Annotated in this window: 14 protein-coding genes and 1 tRNA gene; 10 read left to right on the top strand and 5 right to left on the bottom strand. The window is 49.8% G+C overall.

Annotated features, from left to right (window positions below):
- The first annotated feature begins 132 nt into the window (after positions 1–132).
- From BN2762_RS03170 to BN2762_RS03130, 9 genes are all read left to right on the top strand, one after another.
- The gene (locus tag BN2762_RS03170) at positions 133–1044 is read left to right on the top strand and encodes an ABC transporter ATP-binding protein (protein ID WP_055105589.1); all 912 of its coding nucleotides are present in this window, start codon (positions 133–135) and stop codon (positions 1042–1044) included.
- A complete protein-coding gene (locus BN2762_RS03165) occupies positions 1041–1799 on the top strand; it encodes an ABC transporter permease (protein ID WP_316246754.1) in 759 nt (252 codons plus the stop codon). Before BN2762_RS03170 ends, BN2762_RS03165 begins: the two co-directional genes overlap by 4 nt.
- Positions 1800–1811: 12 nt before the next feature.
- Complete coding sequence (locus BN2762_RS03160; RefSeq protein ID WP_083484744.1) at positions 1812–2546, top strand: ABC transporter permease; 735 nt, start codon at positions 1812–1814, stop codon at positions 2544–2546.
- 19 nt (positions 2547–2565) lie between these two features.
- A complete protein-coding gene (locus tag BN2762_RS03155) occupies positions 2566–2925 on the top strand; it encodes a YxeA family protein (RefSeq protein WP_074048557.1) in 360 nt (119 codons plus the stop codon).
- Between the two features lie 121 nt (positions 2926–3046).
- Positions 3047–4084 (top strand): LacI family DNA-binding transcriptional regulator, encoded by a 1038-nt coding sequence (locus BN2762_RS03150; protein ID WP_055105588.1) that lies wholly within the window; start codon positions 3047–3049, stop codon positions 4082–4084.
- Between the two features lie 182 nt (positions 4085–4266).
- A complete protein-coding gene (locus BN2762_RS03145) occupies positions 4267–5589 on the top strand; it encodes an ABC transporter substrate-binding protein (protein ID WP_055105944.1) in 1323 nt (440 codons plus the stop codon).
- A 108-nt stretch (positions 5590–5697) separates the two neighbouring features.
- Positions 5698–6636: a carbohydrate ABC transporter permease gene (locus BN2762_RS03140; RefSeq protein WP_055105587.1), complete on the top strand. Its 939-nt coding sequence runs from the start codon at positions 5698–5700 to the stop codon at positions 6634–6636.
- Positions 6636–7475: a carbohydrate ABC transporter permease gene (locus tag BN2762_RS03135; protein ID WP_055105586.1), complete on the top strand. Its 840-nt coding sequence runs from the start codon at positions 6636–6638 to the stop codon at positions 7473–7475. The genes BN2762_RS03140 and BN2762_RS03135 overlap by 1 nt, the downstream gene beginning before the upstream one ends.
- Before the next feature lie 31 nt (positions 7476–7506).
- Positions 7507–9942: a hypothetical protein gene (locus BN2762_RS03130; protein WP_055105585.1), complete on the top strand. Its 2436-nt coding sequence runs from the start codon at positions 7507–7509 to the stop codon at positions 9940–9942.
- Between the two features lie 254 nt (positions 9943–10196).
- On the opposite strand, the gene BN2762_RS03125 is transcribed toward BN2762_RS03130, so the two are convergent.
- From BN2762_RS03125 to BN2762_RS03105, 5 genes are all read right to left on the bottom strand, one after another.
- A complete protein-coding gene (locus tag BN2762_RS03125) occupies positions 10197–10574 on the bottom strand; it encodes a PilZ domain-containing protein (RefSeq protein WP_055105584.1) in 378 nt (125 codons plus the stop codon).
- Positions 10575–10767: 193 nt separating this feature from the next.
- Positions 10768–11259 (bottom strand): glutathione peroxidase, encoded by a 492-nt coding sequence (locus BN2762_RS03120; RefSeq protein WP_055105583.1) that lies wholly within the window; start codon positions 11257–11259, stop codon positions 10768–10770.
- A gap of 4 nt (positions 11260–11263) precedes the next feature.
- Positions 11264–11845, bottom strand: coding sequence for a thioredoxin family protein (locus BN2762_RS03115; protein WP_055105582.1), 582 nt, complete (start codon positions 11843–11845; stop codon positions 11264–11266).
- Between the two features lie 235 nt (positions 11846–12080).
- Positions 12081–12548, bottom strand: a complete 468-nt coding sequence (locus BN2762_RS03110) for a hypothetical protein (protein ID WP_055105581.1) — start codon at positions 12546–12548, stop codon at positions 12081–12083.
- A gap of 439 nt (positions 12549–12987) precedes the next feature.
- Positions 12988–13061: transfer RNA gene (locus tag BN2762_RS03105), tRNA-Arg, on the bottom strand.
- Positions 13062–13463: 402 nt separating this feature from the next.
- Between BN2762_RS03105 and BN2762_RS03100 the strand changes: the two genes are divergently transcribed.
- On the top strand, positions 13464–14288 hold the full coding sequence (locus BN2762_RS03100; RefSeq protein ID WP_055105580.1) for a hypothetical protein: 825 nt from the start codon (positions 13464–13466) through the stop codon (positions 14286–14288).
- Positions 14289–14307: the final 19 nt, after the last annotated feature.

Below are 14307 nucleotides of genomic sequence, written 5' to 3'. Positions count from 1 at the left end.
TATTTCCCTATCTCCTTCTCTCTCCGCGTATTCTCGCAATTTAATGCTGGCGTAAGGTAATTGTCAGCTTGCCGCAAGACAGGGCTGTTAACCTTATCAGGGAATAGCGCGAAGCAGAATGGAGGTTGCAAAATGAGTCAAGTTGTCGCGAGCACCAGCCTTTCCAAACGGTATGGCACGGTCTATTGTGTGAAGGATGTGAATTTATCGGTTTGCGAAGGGGAAATTTATGGTTTCCTCGGCCCGAACGGAGCGGGGAAATCCACCACCCTTAAAATGATTCTGGGATTGGTCCAGCCTACAGATGGCCAGGTGACGGTCTTTGGCAAGGAGCTTGCCGCCCATCGCCGCCTAATATTAAGTCAAATCGGTTCATTGATCGAATCTCCCTCTTATTACGGACATCTTAGCGGGCTTGAAAATATGCGCGTTGTGCAAAAGCTCCGCAATGTCCCGGATCGGAACGTATCGGAGGCACTGAAGATTGTCCGCTTAACCCAGCAGAAGGATAAAAAAGTGGCGCAGTATTCCTTGGGCATGAAGCAGCGGCTGGGCATTGCCATGGCGCTGCTGGCATTTCCGAAGCTGCTGATATTGGATGAGCCGACCAACGGGCTAGACCCTGCCGGCATCGGCGAAATCCGGGAATTGATTAAATCTCTTCCTCAGCGGTATGGCATGACGGTGCTTCTATCCAGTCACCTTCTTGCAGAAATTGAGCAGATTGCGACTACGGTAGGCATTATCCATGAAGGAAGACTGAAGTTTCAAGGCAGGATGGATGTTCTGAAGAATAATAATCGTCCAACTATTTCCATTAGAACACGAAATAATATTTTGGCGGAGAAAGTCCTGATGTCAGAAGGGTTCTCCTCCTGCCATCGCGGAGATTCACTGGTATTTGAGAATTTGACTGATGAACTGGTGGCTCAGGCCAATAGAAGCCTGATCACCGCCAATATCGATGTGCTGCGTATTGAAGAGCATAAGAAAAGCCTCGAAAGCATATTTCTGGACATGACTGGAAAGGAGCGCAGTCTATGATGAACGCAGTCAGGCTGGAGTGGTATAAATTGCGGCGTAAGCGCCTGCTCGGGATGATTACCTTATTGTTGCTCGTTGAACTGGCCTGGGCATTCATGGCTACCAGCGTGTCAATTTCCCGCAATCCGGAACATGCCGGATGGGAGTCGCTTATAGCGACGGTATCCTCTATGAACGGCCTGTTCTTGCCTATACTTACCGCCATATGCGTATCCCGAATATGCGATATGGAGCATAAAGGAAATACATGGAAGCTGCTGCGAACCGTTATGGTCAGTCCAGGCCAGCTATATGCCGCCAAGTTCATGACAGCATCGATCATGGGATTGTGGGGATGTATATTTCAGGTCTTCTCTATTTTCGTCTTCGGCATGCTTAACGATTTTAACCCTGCTGTTCCTGTGGTTCTGCTGACTCGTTTTCTCTTGGGGACGATGATAACCACACTGGCGATTATCACCCTGCAGCTATGGATATCTGTGGCTGTGAAAAATCAGGCTTTTGCGCTGTCCCTCGGTATGATCGGCGGTTTTATCGGCTTGACGGCGGATCTGTTGCCGTCCGGATTGCGAAGACTACTCGTATGGTCCTATTACAGTGGCTTGAGCCCGATTGCTCAGAGCTATGAAAGCGAACAAATGTCGTTTGCGGTACGCGATATAGGCACATTGCTCCCCGTGATGGCGCTGCTGGCAGTGGTTGGGGCAGCCCTGTATTTGGCAGGGAACATCTATGTATCCAAACGGGAATTATAGGAGGAATTGTCGATGCTGAAACGTTGTGTTGCTGCGGAATGGGCAAAGCTGCGCCATTCGTATATATGGTTGCTGGTGGTTACCCTTCCGGTCATAAGCATACTGATTGGCTGTGCCAATTATTATATGAATCGTGGGATATTGAAAAATGAATGGTACAGTCTTTGGTCGCAGGTGGGGCTGTTTTACGGGGAGTTTTTCTTTCCCATTCTGATTGCGATTTGCTGTGCCTATGTTTGGCGGCTGGAGCATTTTCAAAAAAACTGGAATCTGATCATGACTGCCCCCGTATCGGTGGCGGCTATCTTTCTGTCGAAATGGGTCGTAGTCGGAATACTGCTGCTATTGGTACAGGGCATATTTGGGGGATTGTACGTCCTAGGCGGTATATGGCTCGGGTTTAACTCCATGCCTCCGGGAGAGCTGCTTGGGTGGCTGCTGCGGGGCTGGATTGCTGCTCTTGCCATCAGTACGCTGCAATTAGCTTTGTCCATGCGCATTCGCAGCTTTGCTGTTCCCGTTGGCCTCGGCCTGTGCGCCACTTTTCTTGGACTGGGGATGTACGTCCTTGACTTGGGGCAGTTTTTCCCCCATTCGCTATTAAGTATCGGCATGGGCGTACTCAGTCAGACCAGCCTCTCTACTTGGAGTCAAGAGCTTGGATTCCTTCTCGTCAGCTTGTTGTATATAACCATCATTAGCACAGCAGCCATACGCTGTATGCGGAAATCAGATGTAATCACTTAGAATACAGGAGGAATTATTCGTGAAATTATTGACGTTCGTTGGAGCGGGAGCTCTGACCCTAATCGTTGTCTCATCTGTTGTATTCTTTTTAGCCAATCCCAATCGCCTTGATCCGGAAAATCCGGAGGGCAAAATTCGCTACTACACCAGAATTGCTAATGCTGACCCGAAAATAGACGGAAATCAGCGGTATGCGTACGAAATAGATGCTTATGACGAAAAAGGCAAAGAGAAAGCCCTGCTCTTTACCAGCAGCAGGCCATTGCGCAAGGGTGCTTATCTGGAGCTGTATGTGTCGCGAATTCGGGGCGTCACTTACTGGCATGAAGTACAGGCTGAGGCTCTGCCGGAACGAATCCAAAGCATTTATATACCGTAGGGCTGCTTATCACATGAGCTCCTTGGAAAGAAATCGCTTGCAAACGGAGATAAGCTATGGTATAAAAAATATAAATCTAAACGTTTAGATTCCTGGGTTTTACATTTCAAGGAGGTGGAGTATGTCTAACATTAGCATCAAAGATATCGCAGCCAAAGCGAATGTGTCTACAGCTACCGTCTCCTATGTCCTTAATGGCACGCGAAATGTTCGTCCCAAAACACGTGATCGGGTTCTGGCGGTCATTGAAGAGCTCAACTATAAGCCGAACGATATCGCTAAGAGCCTGAAGCGCAGACGGACCGATACGATCGGCGTCATTGCCGAGGACGTTACCGTATTTAATACGCCGGAAATTATCGACGGCATTAATGATTACGGGGACCGGCATGATCTGCATATTTTGCTGACTAACCTGCGTCTGGATAAGCGGATTGGCCGCGATTTTGGCAGCATTGACAAGTACAAGAAATATGCGACTAGCGCTGTGTCCGAGCTGCTCAGCAAGCAGGTGGACGGGATCATTTACATTGGCGTACATACCCGGGATTTGAGCGGTTTAATCGATACTGAAGGTAAACCGATCGTTTATACCTATGGCTATACCCAGGACGATGTAGCGATCCAATATAATGATGAACAGGCGTCCTATGAAGCCATGTCCTATCTGGTACAGAAAGGGCACCGGCGAATCGCCATAATCAGCGGCTTGATGGATTCGATTCCTTCCCGTCTTCGCTTGAATGGATATTATAAAGCAGTTACCGATTTCGAGCTTCCCTTCGATCCGCTATATATCAAAATGGGGGATTGGGAGCGGGAGTCGGGTTACCGGTTAACGAAGGAATTGCTGGCTTTGCCGGAGCCGCCGACGGCGATCCTATCCATGAATGACGTCATGGTCGTCGGGGTTTTGGAAGCGGCAAATGAAGCCGGAGTAAAGGTGCCGGCGGACTTGTCCGTAATCGGCTTCGATAATCGGGAGTTCAGCGATTATTTGACTCCCCGAATTACAACGATGGATATTCCCTTGCATGAAATGGGCTACCGGGCGATGGAGGTTCTCAACGATTTGATGCGCGGTAAGAAAATCGAGACTATGAAAATGCCGGAATGCCGATTGATAGAGCGAGATTCTGTAGCTGCCCCGAAAAAGTGAGAAGCATTTTTCGTGACAGCTCCTCTTTTCCAGTAAAATCTAAACGTTTAAATTATTGACCGATTGGTGACAACTTGTCGATGGATACCGCAGGAGCCGGACTCCGGGTGATCAGTCCTGCGGATTTCCCTCACAAGCTCACATATACATGTACCACATATTAGGGAGGGGTCTATGTGAAAATGAGCATGAGTAAAGGCAAGAACAAGAAATGGCTTATTGTATCTCTAATAACAGTGTTGTGCCTTGGTTTGCTGTCCGCTTGCGGCGGTAAAACTGAAAGCGGTGCCAACTCACCCGGGACAGGGGCAGATGGGGGCAATAATCAAGGAGCGGAAGGAAGCGAAGTGACGCTTCGTTTTATGACATGGGATTCGGGACAGACGCTTCAGCCTTACCAGAATGCGATCAACGCCTTTATGGAGAAGCACCCTAACATCAAAGTCAAAGTCGAATCCGTGCCGGATAATTACGATCAGAAGCTGCTGACATCGCTTGCGTCAGATACGGCTCCAGATGTATTCATGGCCTGGAACTATCCGCTGTATGTTCCCGGCGGAGCGCTGGAGGATATGCAGGCTTGGGTAGACAAGGACAATTATGATCTTGGCAAATATTATCCGATCCTAATGGATTACATGAAATATGACGGCAAGCTGTGGGGTCTTCCGACAACCTACTCCACACGAGCGATTTACTATAACAAGAAGCTGTTTGACGAGGCAGGCGTACCGTATCCGCAAGACGGATGGAAATGGGATGAATTCGTTGAGACCGTTCAGAAGCTGACCAAGCCAGGGCAATACGGCTTCATTATGACGCCGGATGATGTCATGACGATGCAGCCCTATATTTGGAGCAATGGCGGAGATATGGTAAGCGAGGACGGCCAAACGGTCGAAGGGGTATTGAACAGCCCGGAGAACGTGGAAACTATGAAGTTCCTGAAACAGCTGTACGATGCATCCTCAAAAATAAACTCCGCCGGCAAGTTCAGCACCAACAATGGCTTGGAATCGTTTCAAACCGGACAAATCGCCATGTTTGACAACGGAATGTGGCCGCTTGGGGACATTCTGAAGGAAGGCAAATTAGATATCGGCACCGTTACGCATCCATTGCCAGAGGGAGGCAGCTTGAAAGGCATTATCCATACCTCAGGCTACTCCATGCCGAAGTCTGGCAAGAACAAAGAAGCCGCTTGGGAGTTAATCAAGTTCATGTCGGGCGAGGAAGGAATCAAAATCATTTCAGCCGATAAATTTACTTTCTCCCCTGTCATTTCCGTAGACGAAGAGAACGGTTACGCCAAGGATCCTTATTTGGAAGCGTTCGCTAAAGAATTGGAAGGCAGTGACAAGCTGATTGCGAGCATGCGGAATGAGAGATGGAGTGAAGCCGAGGATATGATCCGCGCCGGGGTGCAGGCCATTTTCTATAATAATGCCGACATCCAGAGCACTTTGGATGAGGCGGCCAAGCAGGCTCAAGCGGTTTTAAAATAACGGGTTCAGTTAATAGGGATTTACAGTAATGGAAGGATGGGAAGCTTGAAGCTCACAGGCGAAAGGATGCTGGGCTTCCCCTTCTCCTCAAATCGAGGTGATGACAACATGGCACAATCCGGCTCAGAACTAGCTCCAATGAAACGATCCTTCAGACGAAAAAGACTTCGTGAGAATGCGGCAGGCCTATTTTTCATATCTCCATGGCTCATCGGTTTTCTACTGTTGATGTTCGGCCCTATGGTTTTCTCCTTGGGGATCAGCTTCACGGAATGGAATATGGTCGGCAGCCCGAAATTTATCGGTCTTGAAAATTACATCCACATGTTCACGAGCGATCCTTTCTATTTTAAATCGATGATCGTTACATTTAAATACGTATTCATTATGGTGCCATTGCAGGTCGTGTTTGCGATACTTATCGCTGTCCTGCTAAACCGGGCTACGTACGGCATTAAATTTTTCAGATCGATTTTTTATTTGCCATCCCTAATTCAAGGGGTAACGCTGGCCCTAATCTTCAGCTGGATGCTGAACGACGATTTTGGGCCGGTCAATTATATGCTGGAGCTCGTCGGGCTCCCGCGGGTTCACTGGCTGACCGATCCCAACGTCGCTTTGTACGCACTCATATTCATTGCTTTATGGGGCGTAGGCTCCCCGATGGTGCTGTATCTGTCGGCGCTGCGCTCGGTATCCTCCGAATATTACGAAGCAGCGGATATGGATGGAGCCGGGCCGATTCGCAAGTTTTTTAATATTACGATTCCGCTCATTACACCGACGATTCTATTTAATATTTTGACGAGCCTTATATCGGCCTTCCAGACGATCGTGCTAGCATTCGTGCTGACAGGCGGCGGGCCGGCGAACTCGACGTATTTCTATTCCCTGCATGTATACCGCAATGCGTTCACCCACTTTAAGATGGGGTACGCTTCCGCTATGGCTTGGGTAATGTTTGTTCTGATCGTGCTGCTGACCGGCCTCGTTCTGGCTTCGTCCAAGTATTGGGTTCATTATGAAGACGACGGAGGTGGACGTTAATGCATGCGCTAGAGAGTAAAAAACGTACCCAAACCGTCCTGTTCTTTGCTTTGACGGTACTCTGTGCAGCAGCCTTCCTCTTTCCGATCGCCTGGATGCTGTCCACGGCGGTGAAAGCGCCGGAGGATATTTTTACAGCAAAGCCAGAGCTTATACCGACAAATTGGCAGCTGCATAACTTTGCCGATGCCTGGAACGCGCAGCCGTTTGGCCGTTTCCTTCTGAATACGCTGATTGTAGTGGGCGTCTCGACTCCGTTTGCCATGCTGTCCGCTACGATGGTTGCCTTCGGCTTTGCTCGGATCAATTTCTGGGGCAGAAATGCTCTGTTTCTATTCGTAATCGGTACGATGGTAATTCCTTGGGACGTAACGGCGATTCCGTTATATATCCAATACAACAAAATGGGACTCATTAACACGCTTTGGCCTATGATTTTGCCGGGGGCGTTTGGCTCCGCGTTTTTCATCTTCCTAGCCCGGCAGTTTATTATGGGAGTTCCGCGAGATTTGGACGAGGCGGCTGAAATTGACGGGTGCAACCGCTGGCAAATTTATTGGAGCATTATTTTGCCGTTATGCCGTCCGATTGTGGTCGTCATTGGGGTGTTCCATTTTGTCTGGTGCTGGAATGAATTTTTAACGCCGCTCATTTTTATAAATGACCAGAGCATGTACACGCTGCCGCTTGGAATCAATTTATTCAAAAATGCTTTTAATATTGAATACGAGAAACTGATGGCGGTATCCTGCTTATCGGTTCTGTTCCCGGCAACACTGTTTTATTTTACGCAAAACCTTATTCTAGGGGGCATTTCGCTCAGCGGAGTCAAAAAATGATAAAGGTGACAAGACTGAGGGGTGGAGACATATGAACATACTGAATAGTCCAAAGTTTGAACTTGCCTTTACAGAGCGTGGAGCGGTAAAGTCTCTGAGGATGAAGGACGATCCTTACGCGATGAACTGGGTCGTTGATCCCGGTTATTTGGCAGAGGCTGGTTATGATGATGTTGATAAGCTATTCGGGGAATGGACAGCGGTAGTAAATGGCCGGAAGATTAACAGCTTTGATCTGATCCCAACCATCGTACAGGAGAATGAACATACTGCAGTAATTTCTTTTGACGCGGATGGCTTCGCAATCTCCCTTACTTACCGGCTTGAGGAGGAGCAAGTTCGCTGGGGGATCGAGAGCCATAACCGGACGGGAGGAGCGCTGCAGGTCGACGGGCTGCATATCTGGTTCTCGTTGGCCTACGTCATGTTCCGCGATGAAGATGTACTGCGCAATATCCGTCAATCCTGCGCGGTATTTGCGCATACGGGAGGCCACTTCACCAAGTTTGCAGCGATCCGCCGCAGCAATGAAGCGCCGCATCTCGGCATTTACGGGAAAAAGGGCCGGACAGCCGCATTCGGTTCATTTTGCAGATATGAGAATCGTTTTCTGGAGCAGGTATCGCCATCGCTAGACGGGGTGCTGTTTCATCGGTTGTCGCTCGTTGAGGACGGCAGCTCGATGCCGGAATCGGCAGCGGTCGATTGGATTTATGGCGATGAGTATTATCCGGTGACATTGGAAGCCGGGGAGCGTATTCAGTGGGAATATGTGATGGCTGTATGCGATGATCAGGAGGATTTCTATAAGCGAGCTTTGGAGCACGGACATCCCCGCTGGACGTATACTCCAGTGCTAACGGCAGGCGGACTGTTTCAAGCGGAGCTGGAGCTTCCGTATGGCCAGCAGCTGCAGCAGGTCAAGCTACTTACTTCGCCGCCCGGTAGCGGGGCAGTTCTGGAGGAGGACGTTACCGCTTATTTCGTGGCGGCCGGCCGCCATCGAAGAGGATTCCGGGCTGCATTGCAGCGAATGGAGCCAGGGGAGCATAAGCTGGAGCTGCTGCTGAAGGATGGACGCAAGGATCTGCTCGTATGGAATGTGCTTGAGCCAATCGATCGAATTTTGGAGAAGCGCGCGGAATGGCTGTGCCGTAACAACTATGACGCAGAGGGGAAGATGGGAAGGCCTCATGCATTTTTACCTCTATCCAATCAGGGGGAATCGTTAGGCAAGCTAACCTTTTTGCTCATGAAAAACAGCCTGACGGCCCCGGTTTCCGAGCAGGTGGAGATCGCGGAAGCATCTGCCGTGCTGGATATGAAGCGTCACTGGTTCGAGTGCGGCAACTTTCTGAAGCCGCGGGCTTTATATGGAAGCTTTTATCGGATATTTGACCTGGATTATATCGCCCACGTATTTTATCTGCTCTCCCGCATTGAGGCTCCGCTGCTTAAACTAAATGCTCCGCATACTTATTTGGAGTGGGCGGCAGAGGTGCTGTCTGTCCGGCTGAATCCGGATTGTCATCCAGGACAAAGGGAGAAGGATGAAGCCGGTTTAAGCGGCGTATTCATTTTATATATCGATGATTTGCTCAAGGATTTATGGACGGCAGGGATGCTGGAGCAGCATCAGCGGTTGACCCGGCTGTGGCAAGAGTTCGGGGGAAGGCTGCAACGAAATACGAAGCCGTTTGCCGGGGCAATTACGGAGCATTTCTATGATAATGCCGGCTTCGGGCCGACGTGCGAGACGCTGCTCTCTGTGGGTATGCGGGATGAAGCGGAGCAATACGGCCAGTTAATCCTTGCCAACATCGGCTTCAGCAACGACTATCGGGCGCAGAATCCGGATCGCTGGTGGGAAGCCTTGTCGTACATGATCCATTCCTTATGGGGAGGGCTGGTTGCCGCCTCTTCGCGGGTAGCTTATGAGCATCTTGGAAACCCGCAGTATCTGGAGGCCGCCTATCGCGCGGCGATGGCCGTCTTTAATTGCTATGACTGGAACGTCACCTCCACCCCTCGCCGCCTGCAGCCTGGAGAAGCTGCTTCGACTTACAGCGCCGCTGCTCCGAATTTGAACATGCCTTCCCTGTCGCGGGACCGATTTGGACAATCCGTGTTCCGGAACGCGAGTGATCCGTTGTTCGCTTCCCTATTCTCTAATGCGACCGGCGATGATTGGGATATGGGAGAAGAGCTCGTTGCCTATTTGCTCGGGTTCGGCACCACGACTTATTTATACCGCGATGCGCAAGGAGAACTGCGCTGTGTTAACGGGTATATGACGAAGGAGGAGGACAGCTGGATTATAACCAGCTATGCAGCCTATCCGATGAAATATGTAGTACAGGAAGAAGGACTGGTTCTTCAGGCGGACAAAGGCGAAGAGCTGAGGCGGGTACGGTACCGGGAAGGGAAGCTGTCAGCTTTGGAAGCCTTATGTGAAGGCGAGCGGTGAATGTGAACGGTGTAACGTAACGATCATTTTGTTCTAACTATCGCAACTTAACCGTAAAACTCATCAAATCATTCGCAGTTCAAGCCGTATTGTAAAACTGACCCGGGGCATAAACGCAACCACAGATCATGCTCCCCTCAGTTAACCAGTCCGCAGTCGCAAACCAGTCTACAGTTACAAATCAGGTTGCAGTTACAAATCAAGCCGCAGTCCCAAATCAAATTTCTGGTTTGGCTGCGGCTATTTGCCATGGATTACAGCACCACGATCCGGCGGGCGGCAGCCAAGGACCGCAGCTCGACGTTAAGGCGTTCCTTCATTTCCTCGGTGAGCTCGAGCGAGAGGCCATAATGGAACACGGAGTCCTCACACTCCTTCTGCCAGCGAATGCTGCCGGGGAATAAATGCAGCTCCTCGTATAAGCGGGCATGAACCGTAGCTTGAATCTGATTATTAGAAGCTCGGAAATCCAGCTTTGACTGGACCCGGCATCCTGATTTGCTAATATCGAGCAGCTCGACTTCTGCTAACTTACTGTGAACAGGAAGCCCATTGATCTCCCTGATCTCGAACCAGCAGGGCAACGGCGTTGTCATAGTGTAACGGAAGGGCTCCGATCTTCTTGTTGTCATAATTGCGTCCTCCGGAGTAGGAAATATATTCCGATTATATCGGAAATTCCAGGGAAATGATATGTAGCGGTGATGCCTATCCGAATATATTTAAAAAATGAAGCAAGCGGACTGATCTAGAAGCATTCCCAAAAATAAAAGAGGTTGTCCCGAAGAGGAGTACTCTTTGGACAACCTCATGCTGCCGCACCGGTTATCCGGTGGCAGAAAGCGCTTGGCGGATGTCTTCCTCCAAGGCGGAAGGCTCCGTTCGGGCACTGTACTGCTTGATAATGCTTCCGTCCCTGCCTATAAGGAATTTGACAAAGTTCCACTCAATATCGCCGGTACGGTAAGGATCCGGTACGTGGTTTACGAGATATTCGTATAACGGATGGGCATTCTCGCCCTTGACATCTATTTTCGCGAACAGCGGGAAGGTAACCTGGTAGTTCAAGCTGCAAAAATTCCTGATCTCTTCCTCCGTCCCTGGTTCTTGGTCGGCGAATTGATTGCAGGGAAATCCTAGAACGACCAATCCCTGGTCACCATACGTATCATATAGTTGCTGCAAGCCTTCATATTGCGGCGTTAATCCGCAAGCGCTGGCCGTATTCACGATAAGCAGGACTTCCCCCTTATATTTCTCCAGCGTTGTAACCTCTCCGTCGATGGTTTGAACTTCAAATTGAAATAGTTGTGACATCGCGCTACACCAGATCGCAGGCTTCCGCTGGCATCCAGTGGGCGTCCTGTCCTTCCCATTTGACATTGCAGCCAATTGGATTCGTTAGCGCAACGCTAATTGGCTGGCCTGAGGTAAGCTCGGTGAGCGCTCTCTCCAGGTCGTTGGTCGTCATTTTTGAAGTATCGCGGGGGTTGTCCACTCCACGGCCTGTATAAACCAGGCGGCGCTGCTTGTCGAACACGAAGAAATGAGGGGTACGCAGTGCGCCGTAAGCCCTAGCTACGTCCTGATCCATATCCCGGAGATATACCCAAGGGAAACGGTGCTCCTCCATTCTAAGGATCATATGCTCATAAGAGTCTTCTGGATACGTATTTTCGCTGTTTGCATTAATGCCGACAAAGGCTATGCCTTTATCCCTGAATTTCTCAGCTGTTTGGCGAGTCACTTCATCAGAACCGACCACGTAAGGACAATGATTGCATGTAAAAAAGACAACCAGGCCATCGGCCCAAGCGAAGCTGTCCAATGAATACAAAGCTCCATCTGTCGCCTTAAGTTCAAAATCCGGGGCTTGAGCCCCAATTTGCAATGTAAAACTCATGTAATACGTACCTCCTCATCCATAAGTTTTGATAGATTGCGTTTCAACTTGAGCAAAGAACTGGTAAACAGTCAGACGTCTATATTGTACTTCATTTTCCTGAATATGCCTAATTGAAAAACAAATGAAAGGCAGGCCCTTCGCCTCCCAAAATGATGACTTTTGTCGAAAAAACTCGCCGGATATTCTATGTATTTTATGCCATTAATCATCAGGATATCAGAGAGGGAAATGGTTATTGAAGCAGAAGATGCAGGGTGCTTGCCAGGAATAAAAATAGCCCCGCTCCTGCCAGAGTAATGAATAGGGTCAGCAGGAACTTTAACGTTATATTTGTTGATAACCGGAACACGCTTATATTGGCTGCCGCCGTAAGTATGCCGATCAGAGCGCCGATCGCGCCTCCGATAAAAATGAGTATCAAAGGCAGGAAGCACCATAGCTTGACCAACACAGGCAGCGGTTTAGTGACCTGAATGAGCGAGCCGTCAATAATGACGTTAGGAACATCGATTCCGAATGAATCCTTCTTCCAGACAGCCTCCACCTCCTGGCCGTCGTTCCGGCGCAAAATCATCGGCTGCTTTTTCTTGGAGATAACCTCCTGGTTATTGAGGTAGAGCTTGGCCTTGCCGCCAATCCCGGAAGTGACGACCTCTACGGTCTGCCCTTCGAACCCTGGGGGATAAATATTGTAACGCATCATATTCCTCCTTAGTCTTTAAATACATCACTTATATCGGAGGAATTGGGATATTTTTTCACAGGGTTTATATGGAGGGCTGATATTGCAGGGTTTTGACGTATGTTGTCGTAAAATATTTTTTTAAAACTCTCCCAAATGGAGAGTTGCTTATACGTCCCAGAAGGGATACTCGCGCTCCATGCGCGAGACTCCGTTTGTCCTGCCGCTGCGCCTGGCGGTCTCACTTCGACGACCCCCCAAGGGGTTCTCATCCCCTGGACGCAAAAAACTCTCCCAAATGGAGAGTTGCTTATACGTCCCAGAAGGGATACTCGCGCTCCATGCGCGAGACTCCGTTTGTCCTGCCGCTGCGCCTGGCGGTCTCACTTCGACGAACCCCCAAGGGGTTCTCATCCCCTGGACGCAAAAAACTCTCCCAAATGGAGAGTTGCTTATACGTCCCAGAAGGGATTCGAACCCCTGACCGACGGCTTAGAAGGCCGTTGCTCTATCCAGCTGAGCTACTGGGACAAAAAATATTAAAAACGCAAGCAAAAAATATTTTAACACAGCAAACGCTTCGAATCAATAGGTAAGTAAATAAAAACTTTACTTCATTAATACTCCGCTCGAGCCTCGCTAATAAATTCAGCAAACAGCCTGCGCTAACCACACTAACAGCCAGCAAATAGGCCGCTGCCGCCCTGTGGAATATTTCACCAAACAAGTCGCGCCAGCCTCGTCAATAATTCCGCAAATAAATGAATGAATGGAAGTATTTTTATCTCGAATACGTCTATGCTATAATCTCAATTAATTGTTAATACGGACACAAAGGAGGTTGCGCATATCAGCAATTCTCGACCCGATGAAAAGGACAACATCGTTTTATTTCCCAAAACGTTAGATTACTATCAAATCGAGCTTACGCGAATGCTGGAAACGGAGAGATACCGGGAGGCTGCGGAGCTCTTGCAATTTCTGCTGCAATGCCAGGGGCAGGATCCCCGTCATTATGAGGAGTGGCAGGCGCTGCTGGATTGGCTGAACAGCGCTTTCCCGACCTTTGAGAGGGAGGAGGAGCCCGAAGAAGAGGCCTATGCCGAGGAGGAGATGGCCAGGCAGCATGCCGAAGCCAAGCTGGCAGAGGATCATCTGTATGCCGAGAAGCTGCTGCAGGCCGTAACTGAGCGGCCTTTATCGGAGCAGACCTTTCTGGCGCTAGAGCAGCTAGTGTACCTGGACAGGCCAGAGGTAGACGAGGTGCTGATACGGTGGATTGAGCAAACGGATATGCATCCGCTGCTGCAGTACCGCGTCCTTCAAACCTTGCAGCGCCGGGGCACGCAGGGAATGCTTAGCTTTAAACGCGGCGGTGAGCCTGTGGAGATCGATATCGAGGCCGTTCCCTTGAAGCCGGAGCAGTTCCCGGCGCCGGTCCAGGCGGTTTTGGAAAGGGTGGGCAGCGAGACGCAGGTGCATGATCCGACGCTGTTTTATTTTGCCCAGGAGCTGTGGTCGCAGTTTATTATGGCCATTTACGGTACGAAGGATTACCGTTCGATTCTGAGCGAGGAGGATGCGATCATCGATGTATGGGCGGCAGCTCTGCATTTAATGGTCTCGGACAGCCTTCCCGGCGGAAAAAGCGACGAGGAAATAAGAACTCTTTATGGCATAACGGATGATCTGCGATTAAAATTTGAGCAGGCTTGCCGTGCGATGCGGCAGTTCGTGTCAGCTGGCGTGGGCGGCTGATTCGGCGGCATGGATGCAT

Origin of the sequence: Paenibacillus ihumii (assembly GCF_001403875.1) — a bacterium.
GTDB classification, from domain to species: domain Bacteria; phylum Bacillota; class Bacilli; order Paenibacillales; family Paenibacillaceae; genus Fontibacillus; species Fontibacillus ihumii.
The sequence above is the reverse complement of the archived record's forward strand: the minus strand, read 5'-3'. Positions and strand labels throughout refer to the sequence as shown.